At 58.0% G+C, this 21,844-nt stretch carries 16 protein-coding genes and 1 tRNA gene; 12 read left to right on the plus strand and 5 right to left on the minus strand.

Going from position 1 to position 21,844, the window contains the following annotated elements; all coding sequences use genetic code 11:
* The first annotated feature begins 1,302 nt into the window (after positions 1–1,302).
* Together DB51_RS02240 and DB51_RS02245 are read left to right on the plus strand one after the other, a co-directional pair.
* Positions 1,303–3,306 (plus strand): isopeptide-forming domain-containing fimbrial protein, encoded by a 2,004-nt coding sequence (locus tag DB51_RS02240; RefSeq protein ID WP_162174607.1) that lies wholly within the window; start codon positions 1,303–1,305, stop codon positions 3,304–3,306.
* 513 nt (positions 3,307–3,819) lie between these two features.
* A complete protein-coding gene (locus DB51_RS02245; protein WP_432762345.1) occupies positions 3,820–6,819 on the plus strand; it encodes an Rne/Rng family ribonuclease in 3,000 nt (999 codons plus the stop codon).
* A 370-nt stretch (positions 6,820–7,189) separates the two neighbouring features.
* Here DB51_RS02245 and DB51_RS02250 read toward each other — a convergent pair whose 3' ends face one another.
* Complete coding sequence (locus DB51_RS02250) at positions 7,190–7,867, minus strand: hypothetical protein (RefSeq protein WP_034251376.1); 678 nt, start codon at positions 7,865–7,867, stop codon at positions 7,190–7,192.
* Positions 7,868–8,140: 273 nt separating this feature from the next.
* On the opposite strand from DB51_RS02250, the gene rplU reads away from it, so the two are divergent.
* From rplU to rplA, 10 genes are all read left to right on the plus strand, one after another.
* Entirely contained in the window at positions 8,141–8,449 is a 309-nt protein-coding gene (gene rplU, locus DB51_RS02255; RefSeq protein ID WP_034251380.1) for a 50S ribosomal protein L21, read from the plus strand.
* A 27-nt stretch (positions 8,450–8,476) separates the two neighbouring features.
* Positions 8,477–8,728, plus strand: a complete 252-nt coding sequence (rpmA, locus tag DB51_RS02260) for a 50S ribosomal protein L27 (RefSeq protein ID WP_034251383.1) — start codon at positions 8,477–8,479, stop codon at positions 8,726–8,728.
* Positions 8,729–8,925: 197 nt separating this feature from the next.
* The gene (gene obgE, locus DB51_RS02265; RefSeq protein ID WP_034251386.1) at positions 8,926–10,653 is read left to right on the plus strand and encodes a GTPase ObgE; all 1,728 of its coding nucleotides are present in this window, start codon (positions 8,926–8,928) and stop codon (positions 10,651–10,653) included.
* Between the two features lie 85 nt (positions 10,654–10,738).
* Positions 10,739–11,872 carry a glutamate 5-kinase gene (proB, locus tag DB51_RS02270; protein WP_034251389.1) on the plus strand — a complete coding sequence of 378 codons (1,134 nt, stop codon included), beginning with the start codon at positions 10,739–10,741 and terminating at the stop codon, positions 11,870–11,872.
* A 66-nt stretch (positions 11,873–11,938) separates the two neighbouring features.
* Positions 11,939–13,147, plus strand: coding sequence for a pyridoxal phosphate-dependent aminotransferase (locus tag DB51_RS02275; RefSeq protein ID WP_034253400.1), 1,209 nt, complete (start codon positions 11,939–11,941; stop codon positions 13,145–13,147).
* 198 nt (positions 13,148–13,345) lie between these two features.
* Positions 13,346–13,421: transfer RNA gene (locus tag DB51_RS02280), tRNA-Trp, on the plus strand.
* A gap of 32 nt (positions 13,422–13,453) precedes the next feature.
* Positions 13,454–13,684 carry a preprotein translocase subunit SecE gene (secE, locus tag DB51_RS02285; RefSeq protein WP_034251392.1) on the plus strand — a complete coding sequence of 77 codons (231 nt, stop codon included), beginning with the start codon at positions 13,454–13,456 and terminating at the stop codon, positions 13,682–13,684.
* A 29-nt stretch (positions 13,685–13,713) separates the two neighbouring features.
* The gene (gene nusG / locus DB51_RS02290; RefSeq protein ID WP_034251395.1) at positions 13,714–14,676 is read left to right on the plus strand and encodes a transcription termination/antitermination protein NusG; all 963 of its coding nucleotides are present in this window, start codon (positions 13,714–13,716) and stop codon (positions 14,674–14,676) included.
* A 355-nt stretch (positions 14,677–15,031) separates the two neighbouring features.
* Complete coding sequence (rplK, locus tag DB51_RS02295) at positions 15,032–15,463, plus strand: 50S ribosomal protein L11 (protein WP_034251398.1); 432 nt, start codon at positions 15,032–15,034, stop codon at positions 15,461–15,463.
* Positions 15,464–15,529: 66 nt separating this feature from the next.
* Positions 15,530–16,222 carry a 50S ribosomal protein L1 gene (gene rplA, locus DB51_RS02300; RefSeq protein ID WP_034251401.1) on the plus strand — a complete coding sequence of 231 codons (693 nt, stop codon included), beginning with the start codon at positions 15,530–15,532 and terminating at the stop codon, positions 16,220–16,222.
* Positions 16,223–16,437: 215 nt separating this feature from the next.
* Here rplA and DB51_RS02305 read toward each other — a convergent pair whose 3' ends face one another.
* From DB51_RS02305 to DB51_RS02320, 4 genes are all read right to left on the minus strand, one after another.
* Positions 16,438–18,000, minus strand: coding sequence for a PucR family transcriptional regulator (locus tag DB51_RS02305; RefSeq protein WP_034251403.1), 1,563 nt, complete (start codon positions 17,998–18,000; stop codon positions 16,438–16,440).
* Positions 17,997–20,258 (minus strand): DUF6020 family protein, encoded by a 2,262-nt coding sequence (locus tag DB51_RS02310; RefSeq protein ID WP_051867198.1) that lies wholly within the window; start codon positions 20,256–20,258, stop codon positions 17,997–17,999. Before DB51_RS02310 ends, DB51_RS02305 begins: the two co-directional genes overlap by 4 nt.
* A 193-nt stretch (positions 20,259–20,451) precedes the next feature.
* Complete coding sequence (locus tag DB51_RS02315) at positions 20,452–21,048, minus strand: energy-coupling factor transporter transmembrane component T family protein (RefSeq protein WP_238548281.1); 597 nt, start codon at positions 21,046–21,048, stop codon at positions 20,452–20,454.
* Positions 21,045–21,782 carry an energy-coupling factor ABC transporter ATP-binding protein gene (locus DB51_RS02320; protein WP_238548282.1) on the minus strand — a complete coding sequence of 246 codons (738 nt, stop codon included), beginning with the start codon at positions 21,780–21,782 and terminating at the stop codon, positions 21,045–21,047. Before DB51_RS02320 ends, DB51_RS02315 begins: the two co-directional genes overlap by 4 nt.
* Positions 21,783–21,844 lie beyond the last annotated feature (62 nt).

A 21,844-nucleotide genomic window follows, 5' to 3' on the forward strand; every position in this document is an offset into this window, starting at 1 on the left:
AGTGGCTCAGCCGCGAGAACTGAGGGTGAGAGCTGACTGTGACGACTGGATGTGAGCAGTGACTGTGGAGATGACCGTGGGAACTGAGGTTTCGCCGCCGGTGATGTGAGGCCAGCATCAGCTTCGGGAGTAAATACGAACATGCTGTACTATATTGTTCATCATGTTCGTCGCATGTTCCTTTCGCTGATTCCAGGCGTTCCGCTGGGTTAAGAACGGTCGCGGGGGGGGGGGTGCTGTTTTCGCTTCGGTGGTGGTGCTCTCATGGGTCGGTTGTATGCGTTTGTTGCTTTCTTTTCAGTATCCCGGGGGAGCGAGTCACGTCGGGGTGTTCTTGCTGGTATTGCATTCGCGCTTTCCATCCTCATGCTGCTTACGGGGGTGATGGTGGCATTGCCGGCAGAGCAGGCAGAGGCTGATTCGCTTGAGCTGGGGCCTGATGGATATTTCAGCACCTTGTCGGCTGGTGCGACACCCGTCGCTTCAAACGGTTGGGCGAATACGCGCCGTATAGAGTTTGGTAAACAAGGAACTTCTGGCACTTACGCAGGTGCTGAGGTGTCTGGCGGATATAAGACTTTGGGATACGGCGGGAACACAGGTATTGCCAGTGTCATGGCCGATTTCAGTACGGTTGCACAAGGATCATATGCAGCAAGTGGGACGACATCGGTTGCTGCGGATGAAGTTTTGTTGTTCGCGGAGGATGTAGTGACTCCTGGCGTACAGTTCGAAATTCCTAGATATTTTAGTTCGACTTGGGGTTGTACCAATAATTCTGGACCCTCATGCAACGTTTTTGATTGGGCAGGTATTGGTTCGTCGTATCAATCACAACTTGCTATTACCTCGACAGCGAATAACAGCATAGATGGCTATGGGACAAAAACAGATATCGTCGATTACAATTATTCCCCTATCGAGGTGTCACAGTTGCGTACGGCACCGATTGAGGGTGTTTGCACGGAGTCCCCGGCTGATGGATGTCTTAACGCCACCGCCCCAATCTTGAGTGATTCGAATTTTCAATACTCGGCATTCCCTCTATCTAGTGGTGATTTGGCTAAATATCTCGACCACACGACCGGGAATGATCATCAAAGCGACCCGAATTTGTCGTGTCCATCAGAGAATTGCGCAAATGAAACTGAAGGGTATTGGCTACGAACCGCTAATTACACGATGATTGTGGGATATTTTGTATTTGATGTGGAGCGGACGGGACATCCAGACGGCGGGGCGACGAATGAATCTGAGAACGGATTGCGTCCTGCTGTGCGAGTGCGTTTGGATAATCTGTTGTTGTCAGCGAACGGTATGAATCAAACCCAGGTTCTGTCCTCGTCAGATTCGTTGCGGTTGACGTTTGTGGATGGTGCAGCTGGTTCCTTGAGTAATGCATCGGCCGTGGCGGTGAAGAGCAGGTTGACGTTGTCTGGTTCGCATGGCTTGCAGGATGGTTTCGGGTTCAAACTTGTTGATCCTGCTGAACCTACGAAGGTTGTGGCGTCCGGGTTGTCGGCTTCTGGTGTGGTAGACGTGTCCGAGCTGCCGGGTGTGGTGTCTGGTAAGGCGTATGACGTGTATTGGTGGGGTCAGGAGAACGGGAGCGCGGATACTGGTTGGTCGAACAGGGCTACCGAGCCGCAGATGACATCGCTGACGTTCACGATTCCTTCCTATGGTATCGAGTTGACGGGTCGGTCTGATGGTGCGTTGACGGCGTACAGAATCGGTGAGTACAGGGATGAGGTGTTCGACCAGACTGGTGCGCTCAAGAGTGTGATGTTGAATACGCCGTCTGGCTTAGGCACGGTGTTGAAGGATACTGCCGAGTCTGCTGGTGGTGGTGATGTGGATGCGGATAATCCTGTTGGTTGGGTGGCGTCTCGGTGGCTTGGGTATCCGACTGACCCGTTGTCGGATGATGTGACTTCGGCGTTTAGCCCGTATGCGGGGAGTTTGCAGGTGTTCGCCCAGGAGTTGGCGAAGGATACCGGGGGTTTGGGTGCTTCTGCGGGGAGTCTGCCTGCTGGCACGTTCTCGACGCTGAGGACGGAGACGCTTACGGTGTCTGGTCCGGGCTTGTATCTGATCGTGGATTCGACGCAGTCGTCTGGTGGTTCTCTGCCGATTATCGTGGGGTCGAAGGTGTTCAACGAGGCGTTGGAGGATGTGGTCGAGGACGGGATGGTGGATTTCGCTGACGCGGGTGTGAAGGGCAAGCCTCGATTGGGTCAGGCCGTGTTGAAGACGAGCGTCACGGATGTGTCCAAGCGTGTGGTGAATGATGCGGGGTTGGATGGTTTCGATGTGGGCTCAGAGGTGGAGTTTGAGATTGCGTTGCGGGTGCCTGATTTGAGTGGGTTGTCTGGTGTCACGTATGACGCGTATGAGTTCAAGGTCGAGGACACGGCTGCACCCGGGTTGACGTTGCCTGCCGCGTCCGGGGTGAAAGTGTTGGTGGATGTGCCGTCGCCGGACACCGATGTGACGAATACGAGTGGGTTGTCTATCGGTGTGTCTGGTCAGATATTGACTGTAAACGGGTTGAAGGCCGTGTTCGCTGAGGATTCGGGTGGTCATGTGGCGAACATGGCCACGATTCCTGTGGGTTCCCTGATGCGCATCCGCTATGCGGCGGTGCTGAACACGGGCGCGTCGTTTTCCGCTCCCGGTGGTGGCGGGTTGGACCCGAATGAGAACACTGTGACGCTGACGCGTTCCACGAGCGACGGTGATACGGAGTCGAGGACCGCGTCGGCGAACGCGTATGCGTTCAAAGTGGACCTGGTGAAGGTGGACAAGGACGACACCTCGACAGCTCTTGGCGGCGCGAAGTTCGAGGTGAGTCGTGGCGGGCAGGCGCTCAAGTTCACGAAGGTGTCTGCTGGCGTGTATCGCTTGGATGCCTCGGGCGGTACCGAGGTGGTGACGCATACGGATGGCATGCTCACGTTGCTGGGTGTGGAGGCCCGTGAACTCTCCTTCAGGGAGACCCAGGCCCCGTCGGGCTACTTCACGGTGTCCGATTTCATGGTGGAGGTGGTGCCGGTGTGGAATGCGGATGCCAGCGAGGTGACGGTGGCCTCGTATCGCACCGGTGGCACGAACCTCGCGTATGTGTCTCAGGATGGGCGCAGCGTGACGGTGGCCGACCCGTCGAAGAGTCTGACGAACCTGCCGTACACGGGTGGCGTCGGCATCCTGCTCCTGCTGATTATCGGCGGCGTGTTCCTGGTGTTCGCGGTACGCCCGTACTACCTGTCCCACCGGGCCGAAGCCACCGCCAACATCCTCATATGAACCGTTCCGGACGCGGCGCAAAGAGATAACTGCACTAAAAGGACAGCTTTTCCGGTGAATTATTGCCGAATTGCTGTCCTTTTAGTGCAGTTATCTGGAACTCACGGGTGAAACTGTGCAAAGCAGCACACAAAGCCAGCAAATCAGAGTGCTTCGCGTGCTCATATGCACAGTTCTACTCATTCGCAGAAACGTGTCGCGTGCGCAACTACGGCACCGTATCAGCGATATGCGGGTGAATGTGGTCGCGTGGGTCTGGCGTATTACATGTATCGCCTAGGAGTGTGCGATACTAGATAGCGGTGGAACTGCAAAGCCACCACTAGCGATGGCGTCGATCCCCTTGCAACAGCCGCAATGAGCGTTTGCAAACGATGGTGTCCGCTTTCGCCTTAGATGACTTTTTTGTAGCCTGATGATGCAGCGCAGAGATGCGGCCACGGTGAGAGCGTGGTGTGAGAATGTATCGAAGGCCAGGATGACGGTACGTTGCAGCGTGCCGCAAGGAGCATTGTGCCCAAGGAACAGAACAACGGCCTCGGCAACGCTGACGCCAACAATATGAATGCCGATTCAGCAGGCAACGAATCCGTGAATGAAGCGAATTCGAACGCTGCTGCAGACTCCACGAATTCGGCGGCAACAGGAAGCAAACGACGCAGAACAGGACGACGCGTGGTGCGTGTGGCCGGGGCTGCAGGAGCCGCCGTGCCCGTTAAGGTCGAAGGTGCGCCGCATCCGAAGGCCGAACACGCGGAGAATTCCGACGCGACGCAGCAAGGCAGCCAGGCCGACGGAAACGACCGTCATAGTGAGGGGCAGGCAGAAGCTCATGCGTCAGAGCCGAAGCGTCGTAGGAGCCGTCGAAAGACCTCATCACAGGTAAACGCGGATAGCGATGCCGGGCGTAAAACCGATGCTCCATCAGCAGCGTCGGAGAGCAAGGATGATGAGCCCGGTCGTATCGATGCCACGGGCAGAAGCTCATCCAGACGAGGAAAAAGCGCACAGAATCCGACATCAGGACGGCAGGCGTCGTCTTCGAAGAGCCGGGCACGCGCCGATATCGTGGAATTTGAAGAGCCCGTCGTCGAAGATGAAGAGTCCCGTGGCAGGCGTCGTGGCCGTGGCCGCGCCCACGAGCAGCAGACCGAAGACCCGCAGGACCGCAGTCAGCGGGCCGCCAAGGCTGTCGATGCCATCAAATTCCTGCAAGTCGACACCGCACACTCCGCAGACAAGCAGACCGACCATAAGGCTTCGCACAGCAAGCCGATGATCTCCCCGCTGTTCCAAGAACCCGTTCTGCCTGCCGCATCCAGCCACCCAGTCGACACTGACCACAGCGACAGCGACGACACTGAGGAAAGCCCTAGCGCTTCACGAAGGGGTAACGCCAAACGAGGCAGGAATCACCGGCGTCATGAAACCACGATCGAAATCATCGAACGTGGAGGCAAGAGCATCCACGATTCAGCCGATGCCCGCGACTACGACTCGACGGAGAACACCGACGAGGACGACAACAGGGACGAGGAGCATTCCGGGCATTCACGCCGTTCTCGCAGAATGAACGCACAGGAACGTCGTGCCGCAGCCGAGGTCGGGCAGATTGAGGACGACCTCGAATACGACGAGATACCATACGACCCCATCGATGACGACACCCGTGCGGCCAAACGATCCAGACGTTCGCGTACACGTTCCTCCGAAGCTGAAGAAAACACCACACGTCATGCTCGGCACTCTGAGTCCGAGCAGGATGAAGAACAAGGCGATGGCAGAAAACACCGCTCGTACAGCAGAGACACGGATGACGATGACAATGATTCCACCGTCACACGTCGCCGTCGTCGCCGCCGCGGCAGCGTGAAGGCGTCGGAAGAGGAAAGCTCGGAGCAGAGCGGTTCGAAACGCTCGCGCAAGCAGCAGTACATCGATGAAATCACCAACATCGAAGGGTCCACCCGTCTCGAAGCAAAACGTCAGCGCCGTCGGGACAACCGTCGCGACCGTTCACGGCAGACGCAGCTCATAGAACAGGATTTCCTAGCACGCCGCGAGAACGTCGACCGGGCCATGGTGGTGCGCGAAAAGGAACAGCACACCCAGATTTCGGTTGTCGAAGACAACATACTGGTGGAACATTACGTCTCGGACATCCAGGAAGTGGCCACGGTAGGCAACATCTATCTCGGTCGCGTGCAGAACGTCCTGCCGAGCATGGAAGCCGCCTTCGTGGACATCGGGCAGGCCCGCAACGGCGTGCTGTACGCCGGTGAGGTCAACTGGGACAGCGCACGTCTTGACGGACAGCCTCGCCGCATCGAACTGGCGTTCAAATCCGGTGACCCTGTGCTCGTGCAGGTCACCAAAGACCCCATCGGGCATAAGGGCGCACGCCTGACTTCACAGGTGACGCTCGCAGGCCGCTTCCTCGTGTTGGTCCCCTCGGGAGGCATGACCGGCGTCAGCCGCAAGCTGTCCGAGCATGAACGTTCACGCCTCAAGGGCATCGTCACCAAGATCGCGCCCAAGGATATGGGTGTCATCATCCGTACGGCTGCCGATCACGCCAGCGAGGAAGCCATCACCAAAGACCTCGAAAACCTGGTGAGGCAGTGGGAAAGCGTCGAAAGCAAGCGCGACTCGGCGAAGAACCATAAGAAGCCGAAACTCCTCAAGGGAGAACCGGATGTGGCCATCCGCGTCGTGCGCGATATTTTCAACGATGACTTCAACGAACTCATCGTCGAAGGCGACAAGGTCTACGAACGAATCAGCGAATATCTCGATTCGATGGCTCCCGACTTGCGCGAGAAACTCACCAAGTGGGACCCGGCGGACCATGAGGGAGCAGATGTATTCGACCGTTGGCAGATTGACGGACAGTTGCGTAAAGGCATGGAACGTCAGGTGTATCTGCCCAGCGGAGGCTCGCTGGTCATCGACCGTACCGAAGCCATGACCACCATCGACGTCAACACAGGACGCTTCATCGGCAAAGGCAAGTCCCTTGAGGAAACGGTTACGCGCTGCAACCTCGAAGCCTCCGAGGAAATCGCCCGACAGCTCAGGCTCAGAGATATCGGCGGCATGGTCATGATTGATTACGTGGACATGGTGATGCAGGCCAACCGTGACCTCGTGCTGCGACGCCTGGTCGAATGCCTTGCACGAGACCGGACCAAGCATCAGGTCGCCGAAGTGACCTCCCTCGGTTTGGTGCAGATGACACGCAAACGCGTCGGCCAGGGGCTTGTGGAGGCCTTCTCCGAGGAGTGCCCGACCTGCAAGGGACGTGGCTTCATTCTCCATGACGAGCCGACCATTTCCGCGTCGTCTGACGACCCGTATGCGGTGAAGGGTGGAGACCCCTTCATCAAGTCGACTCCCAAGCACCATGCGCAGCCCAAGGACAGCGCGGCCCCCAAGGGTTCGTCCCCTGACGTCAAGGCCAAGCTGGCAAAGATTGCTGCTGCGGCTCAGTCGTCATCGGAGGATGCCGACTGAACCGCAGCCTTCGCGCCCGTGGGGGCGCTCACCACACCTCAGTCAGGCACACCGTGCCTGTCTGTTGACGGTGTGGTGGCTCAGTCGTCATCGGAGGATGCCGACTGAACCGCAGCCTTCGCGCCCGTGGGGTCGCTCACCACACCTCAGTCAGGCACGCTGTACCTGTCTGTTGACGGTGTGGCGGCTCAGTCGTCATCGGAGGATGCCGACTGAACCGCAGATAACTGCACTAAAAGGACAGCAATATGGTAAAAAATTCTCCGGAAAGCTGTCCTTTTAGTGCAGTTATCCGCGTGAATGCTATCTGTGACCATCGTATTCACGACGAAACCTCCGGCGAAGTACGTCCGCTCGAAACCGTGCCCGGTCAGCTGCGCAGTTTCTTCCTGACTGCTTTGAGATAGTTCATTTTGAATGCTCTTGCATTGCCGAAGATTTTGAGGTCCGTGGCGGTCTGTGTGTTGGCAGCGTATTTTAAGGCAGTCAGTTCCAATGTGCACAACAGGTCGGCCGACTGCTCCAGACGATAATCCCTGACACAAGTCTCGCGGTAGACGATTGCCTCTTTCGACAACGCGTAACTGATGGAGCTTTTCAACGCGTCGGTGACGACCTGCTGCCCGTTGTCGTAATACACTTTGACGGTTCCGTAGGTTTGGAAACGTTCGAGATGGGAGAGCAGATAGTCGGCGAGATCACGTTTCAGTTGCGCCTCGAAACGTTGTCTGTTGTCATCGAACTCGCTTTTCTTGTGGGCGAAGGTGACATAGGTGAAGGGCATGTTCCTCACCAGCGTAAGAAACGCCACCAACAGGCGCTTGCGTTCCCGCATCTGCATGCCCTCGTAGTCACCGTGCCCGTTGAGCAGGGGCCCCGCGTGAAAGGGAATATCCGGCAGACCCGCGTTGCCAAGGTGAGCTTCATACTTCGCTATATGGGTTCCCAAGTCATCGGATTGGTCATGAAACACCAGAGTGATGAGATAATACTCCGAGAGCTTGCCCCATTCGCCTGACTCGTCACACATGATGCTCAGCTCGGACATGCTGCTTCCTCGCAGACAAAGAGATTGCCGGGGGAATACCCCCGGCGGCTTGGAGCCTTCCTTCGTTTCCAAGAGAAAGCTATTCAATTGTATGGCATTTCAGCGCTGTACGGAACGGTCCTGGTGTTTCAGGCGTATGGACTTGACGGAACATGGACTTGACGGAAATCCATGGGAGCGTGTATGTTGGATAGTCGGTGTCTAGCCATGCCTTTCGTCATGTCAGGATGCTAGACCAACAAGCAGCTTTAAGAACACAGGCAAGGTAGGGCTATGTACGCGATTGTGAAGGCCGGTGGCCATCAGGAAAAGGTCGAGGTCGGAGACGTTATCAGCGTCAATCGTCTTGACAGCAAGAACGGTGAGACCGTCGAATTCCCGGTCGCGCTGGTCGTTGACGGTGCCAAGGTGACGGTTGCCGCGAAGGATCTCGCCAAGATTTCGGTCAAGGCCGAGGTTGTCGACGACGAGGCCAAAGGCCCCAAGATCCGCATCCAAAAATTCAAGAACAAGACTGGCGTCGCTCGCAAGCAGGGCCATCGTCAGAAGCTGACGGTCGTCAAGATCACTGCGATCGCCTGATACAAGACTTTCCGGAAAGGAACAGACATGGCACATAAGAAGGGAGCGTCCGCATCACGTAACGGGCGCGATTCAAATGCACAGTACCTCGGTGTGAAGAAGTTCGGCGGCGAGTCTGTCATCGCTGGCAACATCATCGTGCGTCAGCGCGGCACCAACTTCCATCCTGGTCAGAATGTCGGCATCGGCAAGGACCATACACTGTTCGCTTTGGCTGATGGCAACGTGCAGTTCGGCGTTCGCCGCGACCGCAAGGTTGTGGATGTCGTTTCCGCCTGAACCACAGTTGTAGCTTTGGCAAGCCGCGCCCTCTGAGGACGCGGCTTGTTTGTTTTTAACCCAAGATACTTCGTAATAGGCTCGAGGAGCTTCCCCGAGCCCAGTCTGCCGCGCGCAAGGTGCGGATGGAACATTCAGTGTGTGAAACTGCAGAGATTCCGCTGACCGCAACAAATATTTCAGTAAGGTACATAAGTATGAGTGCATTTGTAGACCGGGTTACGGTCCATGTTCGCGGTGGTGACGGCGGTAACGGCGCATCTTCGATCAGACGCGAGAAATACAAGCCGCTGGCAGGTCCCGACGGTGGCAACGGTGGTGACGGCGGGTCGGTGATCTTCGTCGCCGACTCGAATGCCACGAGTCTTCTGGACTATCGATTCCTGCCGCACCGTTCCGCGGATTCCGGCACGATGGGTCTCGGGGGAGACAAGGACGGCAGCAAAGGCGAGGACGTGCTGCTGCCCGTGCCGATCGGAACGGTCGTATTCGATGCCGGGGACGTGAAGGACGGCAGGAAAGCCAAGACGGCGAAACCGCTCGCCGACCTGCGTCACCCAGGAGAGCAGTTCATCGCGGCTCACGGCGGCAACGGAGGTCTGGGGAACAGGTCTCTGGCCAATCGCACCCGAAGAGCACCCGGCTTCGCCCTGCTCGGTGAACCCGGCGAAGAACGGGATATTCTGCTTGAACTCAAATCCATCGCCGATGTGGCGTTGGTGGGATTCCCCAGCGCAGGCAAGTCAAGCCTTATCGCCGCGATGAGCTCGGCGAAGCCGAAGATAGCCGACTATCCCTTCACTACTTTGGTGCCGAACCTTGGCGTCGTCGAAGCAGGAGACCAGCGTTTCACCATAGCGGATGTGCCGGGGCTGATTCCCGGAGCGTCACAGGGCAAGGGTCTGGGACTCGAGTTCCTCAGGCATATCGAGCGCACCGAGATCATCGCGCATGTCATTGATTGCGCCACTCTTGAACCGGACCGCGACCCGATAGCCGACTACCACGCCTTGGAGAACGAGCTGTCAGCCTATGCGGATGCCTTGGATCTCCCGCTGGGAGTCATCCCCATCGCCGACAGACCGCGCATCGTGGTGTTGAACAAATGCGATGTGCCCGAAGCGAAGGAACTCGCGGAATTCGTTCGTCCGGAATTCGAAGCCATGGGCCTGCGCGTATTCGAAGTGTCGACCGCATCCCATGAGGGTCTCAAAGAGCTGCGTTTCGCACTCTCCGAGCTTGTCTCCAAGTTGCGTGAGAAGCTCGCCGAGCAGGAGCGTGACCAGGAGCAGGAGCGTGTGGTCATACGTCCTCTTGAAACGGGTCGTCCACGCCGTAGAAACGACGAGACCGGATTCGCTTCGGAATTCTCCATCAAGCGCGAACAGGACCGGAACGGCAACCATTGGTTCGTCGTCACCGGCACCAAGCCAGAACGTTGGGTCATGCAAACGAACTTCGATAACGATGAGGCGGTCGGTTATCTCGGTGACCGACTCGCAAAGCTGGGTGTCGAGGATGCTCTGCGTCGCGCAGGGGCTCATCCCGGGGATGAAGTACATATTGGCCAGGGCAAGAACTCGGTCGAATTCGATTGGGACCCCACCATCATCGCCGGTGCGGAGATGCTGGACGGTGAGCCGATGGTTTCACGCGGCAAGGACCTGCGCCTGATGGACCAGGACGGGTACGCCCGCAGACGCAGCAACACCGAGCGCCGAGAGCAATACCACGAAATGATGGACGCCCGCCAGGCGGTCAGGGACGCGATGATGGCTGAGCGGAAGGCCGGTCATTGGGCCGATCCCGCAGTCAAGGACGACCCTGAAGGCAAACATTTCGGCATCAAGGGCGCCGCCGGCACTGCGGATTCCAGCACCACGGATTCCGACCAGCAATCCGCGCAGGGCGACAGCGAAGACTGATATTGAGAGGCGGTAATGCCTCGACCTTTGTCAGCACAAGCGGCAATACCCGTGTCGGCATCATTCAGGGAAGGGAACGGGTCATATGGCGACCCCATCGCAACAGCAGATACGCTCACGCATCGCGCAGGCGCGCACAATCGTGGTCAAAGTCGGTTCCAGCTCTCTGACGTCCGCTACCGGGCATCTCGACGTGCAGCGTCTGACGAAGCTCACCGGCGCTCTGGCCCAGATGTCGATGCTGGGGGCCCGAGTGGTCTTGGTGTCTTCGGGTGCCATCGCCGCAGGCTTCGGCCCCCTGGGATTCCCCGCGCGGCCCACTGATGTGGCAACCCAGCAGGCTGCCGCCTCCGTGGGTCAGGGCCTGCTTATGGCCCATTACGAGTCTGCCTTCGGACGTTTCGGGATACGCGTGGGGCAGATACTCATCACCGCCCAGGACACCATCAGAGCCACTCAGTACCGCAACGCGCAGCGAACCCTGGAACGTCTGCTCGATCTGTCGGTGGTGCCGATAGTCAACGAAAACGATGCTCTTGCGAGCAATGAGATACGCTTCGGAGACAATGATCGGCTGTCTGCTCTGGTGGCCAATATCGTTCGTGCCGACGCATTGGTGCTCCTCACCGATGTTGATGGGCTGTACACCGCCCCGCCATCGCATCCCGGAGCTACACGCATCTCCTACGTTCCGGATGTGCTGGGTGTCCTTGATGACATCGAGGTCGCCGGTTCCGGCTCGCATGTGGGTACCGGCGGGATGGTCACCAAACTCGAAGCCGTTCACGTGGCCACGGCCTCGGGCATTCCTGCCGTGCTGACATGCGCCGAAAACGCCGGTCCGGCGATGCTGGGCGACCCCGTGGGCACGGTCTTCGCACCGGTGAAGCGTCGTGGTTCGTCCAGACGCCTGTGGATTGCCTTCGCAGCTTCGCCGAGGGGCGACCTCATTGTCGACGAGGGGGCGGCCAAGGCCATTCAGACGGGCCGCGCGAGTCTGCTGGCTGCAGGCGTCGTAGGTGTCGACGGCGAATTCTCGGCAGGTGATCCCGTGTGGATCAGCAACGAGCAGGGTGCACATCTGGCCAAAGGTCTGGCGGGATTCGACTCCGAAGAGATACCGCCGATGCTGGGCGCGAACAGTTCGCGTCTGCGCAAGGAGTTCGGCAACGAGTATGCGCATCCTCTGGTCCACCGCGATGATTTGGTGCTGGTATGACCTGTTGCGTGTGCTGAACGGCGCGTCACCTTTTCGTATGCAAGCGTTAGAGTGTAAGCCATGAGCATGGCATCATGGCAAACCCTAAGTGACCGCATCAATATCGTCTCCCCAAGCGCAACCCTGGCTGTCGATTCCAAAGCCAAGGCTATGAAGGCTGCGGGTGTTGACGTCATCGGTTTCGGAGCCGGAGAACCGAATTTTCCCACCCCGCAGAACATCGTGGACACCGCCGCCACTGCCTGCCGTGACCCCAAAAATCACCGCTACACGCCTACGGCCGGATTGCCGGAGCTCCGCGAAGCGATTGCCGCCAAAACCCTGCGCGATTCCTCCTATCAGGTGGATGCGAATCAGGTCGTCGTGACCAATGGCGGCAAACAAGCCGTGTATGAGGTCTTTCAGATTCTGCTCGATGAAGGCGATGAGGTCATCATCCCCGCACCCTTCTGGACCAGTTACCCCGAAGTGGTGAAGCTCGCCGGTGGAAATCCGGTAGAGGTATTCTCCGGCCACGAGCAGGGCTTCATCCCTACGGTGGAGCAACTTGAAGCTGCCCGCACTCCCCGAACAAAGGCGATTATTCTCAATTCCCCCTCGAACCCCACTGGCGCGGTATGGGACGAGGAACTGGTACGTGAGGTCGGGAAGTGGGCGCTCGACAATCATCTTTGGGTGATTTCCGATGAAATCTATGAGCATCTGACCTATGACGGGGTGCGAACCTCGTATGTGGGCGAATTGCTTCCCGAATTGAGGGACCAGCTGATTGTGCTGAACGGCGTTGCCAAAACCTATGCGATGACGGGTTGGAGGGTCGGCTGGATGGTCGCTCCTGTTGACGTGGCCAAAGCCGCGTCCAAGTTGCAGGGGCATATGACGTCGAATGTTTCGAATGTTTCCCAACGGGCGGCTCTCTGCGCGGTTGCCGGTCCCTTGGACGAGGTCGGTCATATGCGAGAGGCGTTCGACGTGAGGCGTAAAGCGATTACGACTGCGTTGAACGCCATCCCCGGCGTGTCCTGTCCCACGCCGCAGGGGGCGTTCTATGCCTTCCCCAACGTCGAGGCGCTGTTGAACAGGGCTTTGGGGCCCAAAGGGAGCATCGCGGCGAGCTCCGCCGAATTGGCTGCCCTGCTGCTTGACGAGGCGCATATCGCCGCTGTGCCCGGTGAGGCCTTCGGCGCTCCGGGATATCTGCGTTTTTCCTACGCGCTTGCCGACGCCGATTTGGCAGAGGGCATGCGGCGCATGCATGAGTGGGTCACCGCCTGACGGGGAGATTGCCGGGCCAGGAGCTTGGAGTGTCTGTTGAGTGTCTGTTGAGCGTCTGCCGAGTATGAGGCTGAACACTCGTATATGAGGCTGAGTGGACGAATTCACTCAGCCACGCTAGACTGTTCACTTGGCGGTTTTGCCCAGCTTCGTGAGACCGTTTTCGTGAGATGCGAGTACGATGGGCAAAGTTCTCCTAGGGAAGTGGCGCAATTGGTAGCGCAACGGTCTCCAAAACCGTAGGTTGTGGGTTCGAGTCCCGCCTTCCCTGCCAATGGATTGGCCACCAGCAAGCAAAGGACAGATATGGCGAAGGCAACTGGGTCCGATGAAAAGTCACTCAAGCCGAACTTCTTTATGCGCATCGGTCTGTTCATCAAGCAGATAATTGACGAGTTGCGCAAGGTGGTCACCCCGACCCGCAAGGAGCTCCTGCTCTGGTCGGTCGCCGTGTTCATCTTCGTGGTGCTGCTGATGCTGTTCGTTACGGCCATGGACTTCGGACTTGGCAAACTTGTGCTGTGGCTGTTCGGGTGATATGCGATTTGTGCAAAGGGATTTAGATAATGACTGATGATCAGAATGTTGAAGATACTTCGGCTGTGGAAGACGCAGTTGCAGGCGATGCTACGCCAATCGCCGACGAAGAACTCAACGATGCCGCACAGGTTGAGGCAGGGCTCGATACGCCTGTAGAACCGACGCCGGACCAGAACGCGCTTGGTGAGGTTGAAGGCACCGAGTCGGGTGATTTGGATGAGGACGTCATTTCGGATGCACAGTCCGAGAGCACTGCAGACAGCGATGTTGCGGATGCCGCCGTCGCCGACGAAACACAACCCGCAACCGATGTGAAGTCCGATGGCTCTGATGCAGACGCTTCCGACGACGTTGAAGATGATGAGGCTCAGGACGCCGGAGAACTCGCAGTCAAGGCCTTCTCGAAGCAGTTGCGCACGCTGGAGGGCAAGTGGTACGTTCTCCACACCTATTCAGGCTACGAAAAGCGCGTGAAAGCCAATGTCGAGTCCCGCGTGTCCTCATTCGGTCTTGAAGACAAGATCTTCCAGGTTGAGATTCCTATGGAAGAGGTCGAGAAGCACACCGACAAAGGCAAGAAGATTGTCACACGCGTGCGGATTCCCGGATACGTCCTCATTCGTATGTGGCCTGACGAGGATGCTCGTCGTATCGTTCGTGAGACCGAAGCCGTCACCGGATTCGTGGGCCCATCCCAAGAGCCGGCACCGCTCAGCCGCAAAGAAGTCGTGAACATGATGGCTCCTATGATTGCCTCCGAGGCTCTCAAAGAAGCCGGAGACAAGCCTGCTGCGGCCAAGAAGCGTCAGGTCGAGGTTTCCTTCGCCATCGGCGATCAGGTCACCGTTATCGATGGCCCATTCGCCACCATGCCTGCCGTCGTCTCCGACGTCGAGGCATCCACTCAGAAGATCACCGTCCTCGTATCCATCTTCGGACGCGATACGCCGGTGGAGCTTAGCTTCGAGCAGGTCGAAAAACTCTCTTAAACACCTTCCGCGGTGCGTTGTCTGCCGCATGCCGCAGTCGATGTACCTTTGTACACCTTCCTTTGGCTTGCGTTGACACCGCACGCGCGGAAGGCGTTTAAGTGTGCATCTTCGGCGGTGGGTTGTCTGCCGCTTGTCGCAGTTGATGTACCTTTGTACATCCTCCTTTCGCAAGCGTTGACACAGCATGCGCATAAGGTGTGTAAGTGTGCGGCACTGGGTATGTTGTCCGGTGCCTTTGGCACAATAAGAAAGCTTGTGACCAGCGGATGTTTCGCGGTTACAGAAGAACTATCAGTTGCGGGAGGAAGCAGCGCTTCCGTTCGCACCGCTTCACAGAAAGAAGAACCAGAATATGGCTCCTAAGAAGAAAGTCTCAGCGCTGATCAAGCTCGAGATTCAGGCAGGCAAGGCCAATCCGGCCCCGCCACTGGGTCCTGCTTTGGGTTCGCATGGCGTAAACATCATGGACTTCTGCAAGGCATACAACGATGCCACGAAGGACAAGATGGGCCAGGTCGTGCCTGTTGAGATCACCGTTTTCGAAGATCGCAGCTTCACCTTCATCCTGAAGACCCCTCCGGCAGCGGATTTGCTTCGCAAGGCTGCAGGTGTTTCCAAGGGCGCTGGCAATCCTTTGACCACCAAGGTCGGATCCGTCACCAAGGCGCAGGTCAGGGAGATCGCAGAGATCAAGATGCCTGATTTGTCTGCACGCGACGTTGAAGCCGGAATGAAGATCATCGAGGGCTCAGCCCGCTCGATGGGAATCACCGTAACCGACTGAATTTATTCGTAATGAGCGGAAGGGCAAACGCTTGCCCGCACCGCGACTGCTGAATAGGAGAAGCAGATGGCAAAGCGTTCCAAGAAATATCGCGAGGCGGCCGAGAAGGTCGATCGCAACAACCTGTACACAGCGAATGAGGCAATCGCACTGCTCAAGGGTCTGCCGAAGCGTGGCTTCGACGAGACCGTAGAGGCCGTGTACCGCCTTAATGTCGATCCTCGCAAGGCCGACCAGCTGGTACGTGGTACCGTCAACCTTCCTCACGGAACCGGCAAAACCGCCCGCGTGGTGGTCTTCGCTCGTGGTCCTCAGGCGACCGCAGCTCTCGAAGCAGGCGCCGACGAGGTCGGAGATGACGATCTGATCGCCAAGGTGGCCGACGGCTACACCGATTTCGATGCCGTGGTGGCAACACCCGACATGATGGGCAAGGTCGGTCGTCTGGGCCGTGTGCTCGGACCCCGTGGTCTGATGCCGAACCCGAAGACCGGAACCGTCACGATGGATGTCGCGAAGGCCGTAACCGAAATCAAGGGTGGAAAGATCGAGTTCCGCGTGGACAAGCACGGCAACTTGAGCTTCCTCATCGGCAAGCTCTCCTTCGAGGAGAGCGCTCTGGACGAGAACTTCAAGGCCGTTGCCGATGAAGTCAAGCGTCTGAAGCCCAGCACGGTGAAGGGCCGCTACATCACCAAGGCGACCATCACCTCGACGATGGGACCGGGAGTTCCTCTCGATCCTTCGATTCTCGGCTAATACCGAAACGCTGCAAATGCGAGGGCCCGGACGGTTTACCGTCCGGGCCCTCCTGCGTTCCCGGCAGTCTGGACCCTTGTACTAACTGTGCGCAACACCACGTCGAAATAGATAACTGCACTAAAAGGACAGCAATTGGGCAATAATTTCTCGGGAAAGCTGTCCTTTTAGTGCAGTTATCGTATTAGGAGGGCTCTTTGCGAGTGCATCGTCGCTCAGCTCCGGGAATCCTCGATGAGCCCGATTTTCACTGCGGTGAGCAGCACATAGGCTTCCCGTGGATTCATCGGGTCCCAACCGGTGATTTCGACAGAGCGCTTCAACCGGTACCGCACCGTATTGGGATGGACGTTGAGTTCCCGTGCGGTGATTTCCAACGAGCTCCCTGACAGCAGGAAGGTGCTCAGGGTTTTCAGCAGGGGATTGCTCGCATCTTCGCCACGGAGGCTCGCGTAGACGGAAGTGTAGAGTTCCTGTCTCGCGATAGCGTCCCCGAACAACGCACGTTCGGGAAGGACGTCGTCGGCGCGCAGAGGCCGAGGTATACCCGTGGACTCATTCAGCCCTGTCATCGCCGGAGCGGTCTGGTAGGTCATCAAGGCGGCACGGATGCTCTCGGCTGCGCCCGAGACCTGATGACGCAAGGGGCCCAGGCACAACGGTCCCTCGTCGAAGTATCTCATCAGGGGTTCGAGGAATTCCTCGGCGGTGCCCTTGTCCCGCGGATCGACCAGCACTACAAGAAGGCCGTCATGGTTCGACAGCAGGCATTCTCCACCTTGCGCACGGATGGTTCCACGTATGCGACGCTGGACCAGACCGGATTCCAGCTCTCTGCCGTCCGCGAGCTTTCCTACGACCGCGAAGCAACGATAATCATTCGTCCAGCCGAGCATGCCCATGCGCGAGGTGACATGATGGTCGGTGACGTTGTCGATGAGGTCCTCGATGGTGAGAGTCTCGATGCGAGTGTCCCAATCGCCGCGTGCCTCGGCGGAGGTGGCATACACGGATGCCGCGGAGAAGGCCACTTCGCGGGCGTAGTAGAGCATGCCGTTGCGTATTTCCTGCTCATCCTCGGGTTCGCTGAAGCCGGATATATTGCGCTCCAGAATATCGACTATGAGACGGGTGACTTCAAGAGCCTGCTTCAGACTAATCGCTTTGGTGAATTCCAAAGGGGCGACGAAGAAGATATGGTCCGTCGACGGGCGCGGCCCGGTGGAAGAATCGGTGCTTTTCCTGAATTCCTTCATCCAAGCCAGGAAATCGGATACAGCCGTTTCGATGATGAGGTTCAGCAGTTCCTTGTCCTGTGTGCTCAGATTGCTGTGCCAGGCTAGGTCGCGATCGAGATGCAGGATGGCCTTGTCGACGGCCTTCTGGACACCTTCAGGAAGCTCGGGAGAACTGTCATGCTGAGTTTTGAGACTCATGCGGTCGGCGACTTCCTGTGTGTCGCTCAAAGCCACAACATGGTCCAGCTGTGATTCGACGGTCTCCTGATTCTTGTCCTCGTCCGGTTGCGAAGCGGTATTGCGGCGTTTTCGCCGTCTTGCCGAAGTTGATTGCTCTTTGCCGGAGGTGCCGCCGCCTTCGCCATCGGACTTATGGTTGCCGGTGTCGCGGTGTTTGGCGCGTTCTTCATGCGCATCTGCCGAATTTTCTCCGGATCGACGCAGCTCGGGGTTGAACAGGGCGACCGCATCATGGGCTACTTTCGCCAGGGTCCCGGCGTTGGACCGTTCTTTCGGCTTGGATGATTTGCTACGGCTCATGATGCCAGCTTATCGTCGTCGGGCACGTCACGGTCGCTGAGTTCTCGAGATCGGCATTCCGGACGGTCGCATTCCGGGCTGTGGATGTCGCGGCTGCGATTGTTTCCACATTGCTGTTCTCCACATTGCTGTTCTCCACATTGCTGTTCTCCACATTGCTTTTCTCCACATTGCTGTTCTCCACAGTGGCTTTCCTGCCAGAAGGCGATGGCGATGAACACGAAGGAGAATGCTATCGGCAGCATATGCCTCTCGAAGTTGTTCGCAGGGGCCACAACCATAACCCCCATCAGCAGCAGGAGTGGCAGCTGGTAGGCAAGGGAGCGCCATCGTCTCAGAAGCAGTTCGGAGCCGAGCATGACCAGAGTGAGAACCACCCAGAAATTGCCGTGCGTGAACCAGCCCCAGAAGGGCGTGTTTCCCCAGGCGGTGGTGTGTTCCGCGACGCTGTTTCGCCAATCGTGCGACCATCCTTTAATCCAGACCGTCGAATCCTGCACATAGGTGTTGTTCACGTAGTAGTTCATCGCCACATATGGTGGATCGGTCACATCGAAATACCCATAGGATTTGGCGAGGAAGGCATCAAGGTACAGCACGGGATTGCGCAAACCGATTTCCAGCCAAGCCTTGTTGAAGGCCTTCATATCGTGGGCGGTCACCGTGCGCCACTTGTACGTGGTGACCTTGCCCATGGTCCCTGAGGATTTCACGCGGTCGGCATCGTTGGGGAAGTACTCCTGTCCCATGGCTTGGAGGTCGAGTATCGGTTCGAGCGCCTTGCGGGCATCCTCGGGAATGCCTTGCGGATTGCGCTGAGCGACGCGCGCTATCTGCTGCAATTGCACGCCTTTGCTCTCGATGGGGTCCCCGGTGATGATGGTTCCGGTGCCCACCAGGGTGTTGATCGTCACTTGAAACACCACGAGCGGCACGGCAAGGGAGACGATATAAAACCTCCAACGTTTTCTATCCGCAATCAGGAACACCAGCAACTGGATGGCGACGATGTACAGCGCGTACTTCACGGAGATGAGCATGACCACCGTGGATACCGCCATCGCCAGAGTCAGACGTCCGGGAATGCGGTAGGTCGGCGTTCTGCGGCCCTCTCCGGAGTCATGTGCAGCCCGGCGTCGTTCATCCTTGGTGTCCTCCATGCGGTCAGACCTCATACGCAGCAGTTGGTACCAGATACCGAGCCACCACACGAAGGCGAAGGCGAACAGCGGCGATTTGGTGATCGAAATCGTGCTGAACACCACAAGCGGGCAACACAGCAGAAAGACCAGAATCAGGATTCGCGGCAGCGCTCCCGCTTGCGCTTTCATGCTGTTGCCCTGGTGCCGGTATGGCTTGCCGAAGGTGAGTATCCGGTGTGCCGTGACCGAAAGGCAGAAAGCTGCGAAGAGATACTGCGTTCCTGCAAGGACTACCAGACCGAGGTCGTCGGAACCGCTGAGCGCACGGCAAACGGCCACGATGCCGCCGTAGACCATGGTGAGCACGATATTGTGCTGATTGGTGAGATACGTCGCCTGTTCAGGCCAGAGATAGTGAGCCGTGGGGTAGATGTCCATCTGCGTGAAGCCCTGCTTGTAGGGAAGCACGATGCCATGCAGATTCGCCCACCACAGGTTGAATTCGTTGACTTGTGCGCGCACATCCGCTCCGAAGGCGACCAGTAGGGTCACATAGGCCCAGAGCCAGCCGACGCAGAGGATGATGGCGATTTTCCACCACCGGTCTGTGCATCGGATGATGAGACGACTGGCATTCTGTCCGAAGCTGTGGAGCCGTGGATGATCGTGCGCAACATTCCTCATGCGTACTTCGAGGGCCTGAATACGAAGACGAAGTCCTGAGCTCGTTCGGCGCTCGCTCGGCGCTGCAGCGTTCCGGGGCCCTCGATGCGTCTCGTTTCCGTTGTGCTCTCGTTCACGCCGCCTGTGCTCGGCACGGCGTGCCCATAGGTATAGGACGACCATTCCCGCGAAGCACACCGCGAAGGTGCAGATGAAGAGCAGCAGGTTATGCCAGGAGAAGTCGAGAATTGAAGCGTTGGCGCGATAGATGGGGCCGATGGCCGTGCACAGCGCAATCCATGCGCAAGCCAGTACGCAGATTCCCCAACGGAGCGTTCCCGTGAAGGAAAGCGACCTCGAATGGAGTCTGTTGAGATGGTCCTGTTCGGTCGCCGCTTTCGTGACTGCTGTGACCTCGGCGTTGCCGGATTGCTGTCGTGCTGTCTTGATCATCGCATCCGATTCTACTGCCTGCAGCAAAGGGTTCACAGGGTCACCGGCTGCCCGGCGCTTAGCCTGGCGGATTGCGAGATGATAACTGCACTAAAAGGACAGCTTTGGGGTAGGAATTTCCCGAAAAAGCTGTCCTTTTAGTGCAGTTATCGTATTCGGTGGCCCGTGCACGCCAAATGCGCAGTGCTATGAGTCAGATGCCTCTCGCATCCATGGCGTCCGCGAGTTCATCGGCCTGTTTGAGACTGATGACCAGCAGCGGGACGGCCCATGCCATCACGCCGCCATGCCCGCCGCGGGCGATATGCGCTTCACGAACGGCACGCATATCGGCGCTTACCAGCGGGATGGCGCTCAAGGTCAGGGCGGTCACCAGGGCGATGGCGTCGGTGTTGACGCCCAGGCGGCTCAGAGGCCGTAACAATGAGAGCATCCCGTCGAGCAACTCGGATACGGGTGTGCTCAAAGTGACCAACGATGCGAGCAGCACCACGTCGAGCACTCGCAGGGTATTGGCGCTCATCCGTTGCCATGATTGGAAAAAAACCTGCGCGATGATGGTGAATGCCAGAATCCATCTCGCATTCCAGGCTTGTCTGAACAATTCCGTGATGCCGAATCCGCCGATGATGAATGCGATGACGCACAGCACGCTCACCGCGCCCAGAACCCACCATCGCGCGAAGGGGATGGCCAGACTTACCCCGGCGACGAATAGGACGAGCAGTTTCCAGAGCGCGGGGCATCGGTGCAAGGGGCTGTCACCTGGGCGATAGAGCGAGGCAATCATCGGAAGACCTCGGGGGACTGGGCGGTGAATTGCCGGTACCGCTGTGCGCAGTCCTGACGATAGTGCTCGATGACCTCCTGCGCGGGACCTTCCTCCACGAGTCGGCCGTTTGCGAATCGCACCGCGTAATCACAACGTGAAGCCAGCGCCAGATCGTGTGTGGCGATGATGACCGGACGAGCGAGATGGTCGATAAGATAGTCGCCGATCAGTTGTGCGTTCGGCAGGTCGAGCATGGTGGTCGGCTCATCGGCGATGACGAGTTCAGGGCCTCGCAGCAGCACCGAAGCCAGGGCGAGCATCTGCTTCTGTCCTCCGGACAGACTGTGCGCCGGCGTCTGCGCGTGTTCCGACAATCCGAATGTGCGCAGACACTGCTCGACTCGGAGTTCGCCGGCCTCTTTGCTGAGTTTCATGCCGCGCAGGGAAAAGGCGACATCCTCACGAACCGTGGGCATGATGATCTGGGTGTCAGGGTTGGTGAACACGAAGCCTACGCGTCGGTGCAGGTCCTTGGCCTGTTTGGCAGGGTTGATGCCCATAACCGATATGGTGCCCGACGATGCCTGTTCCAGACCGTCGATGAGCCTCAGGAAGCTGGATTTTCCGGAGCCATTGGTGCCGAGCACGGCAAGTCGTGACACCTGCAGACGACAGCTGAGATCAGTGATGATGCTGTTGCCGTCGACACGGTAACTGACGTCTTGGAACGCGATTTCTGCCGAGTTCATCATGCTCCTTTGAACTTGCGCAATACTGCGGCGGTGGCGTACGTTATCCCGAGCGTAGTCGGCCT

Source organism: Bifidobacterium crudilactis, assembly GCF_000738005.1.
GTDB classification, from domain to species: Bacteria; Actinomycetota; Actinomycetes; order Actinomycetales; family Bifidobacteriaceae; genus Bombiscardovia; species Bombiscardovia crudilactis.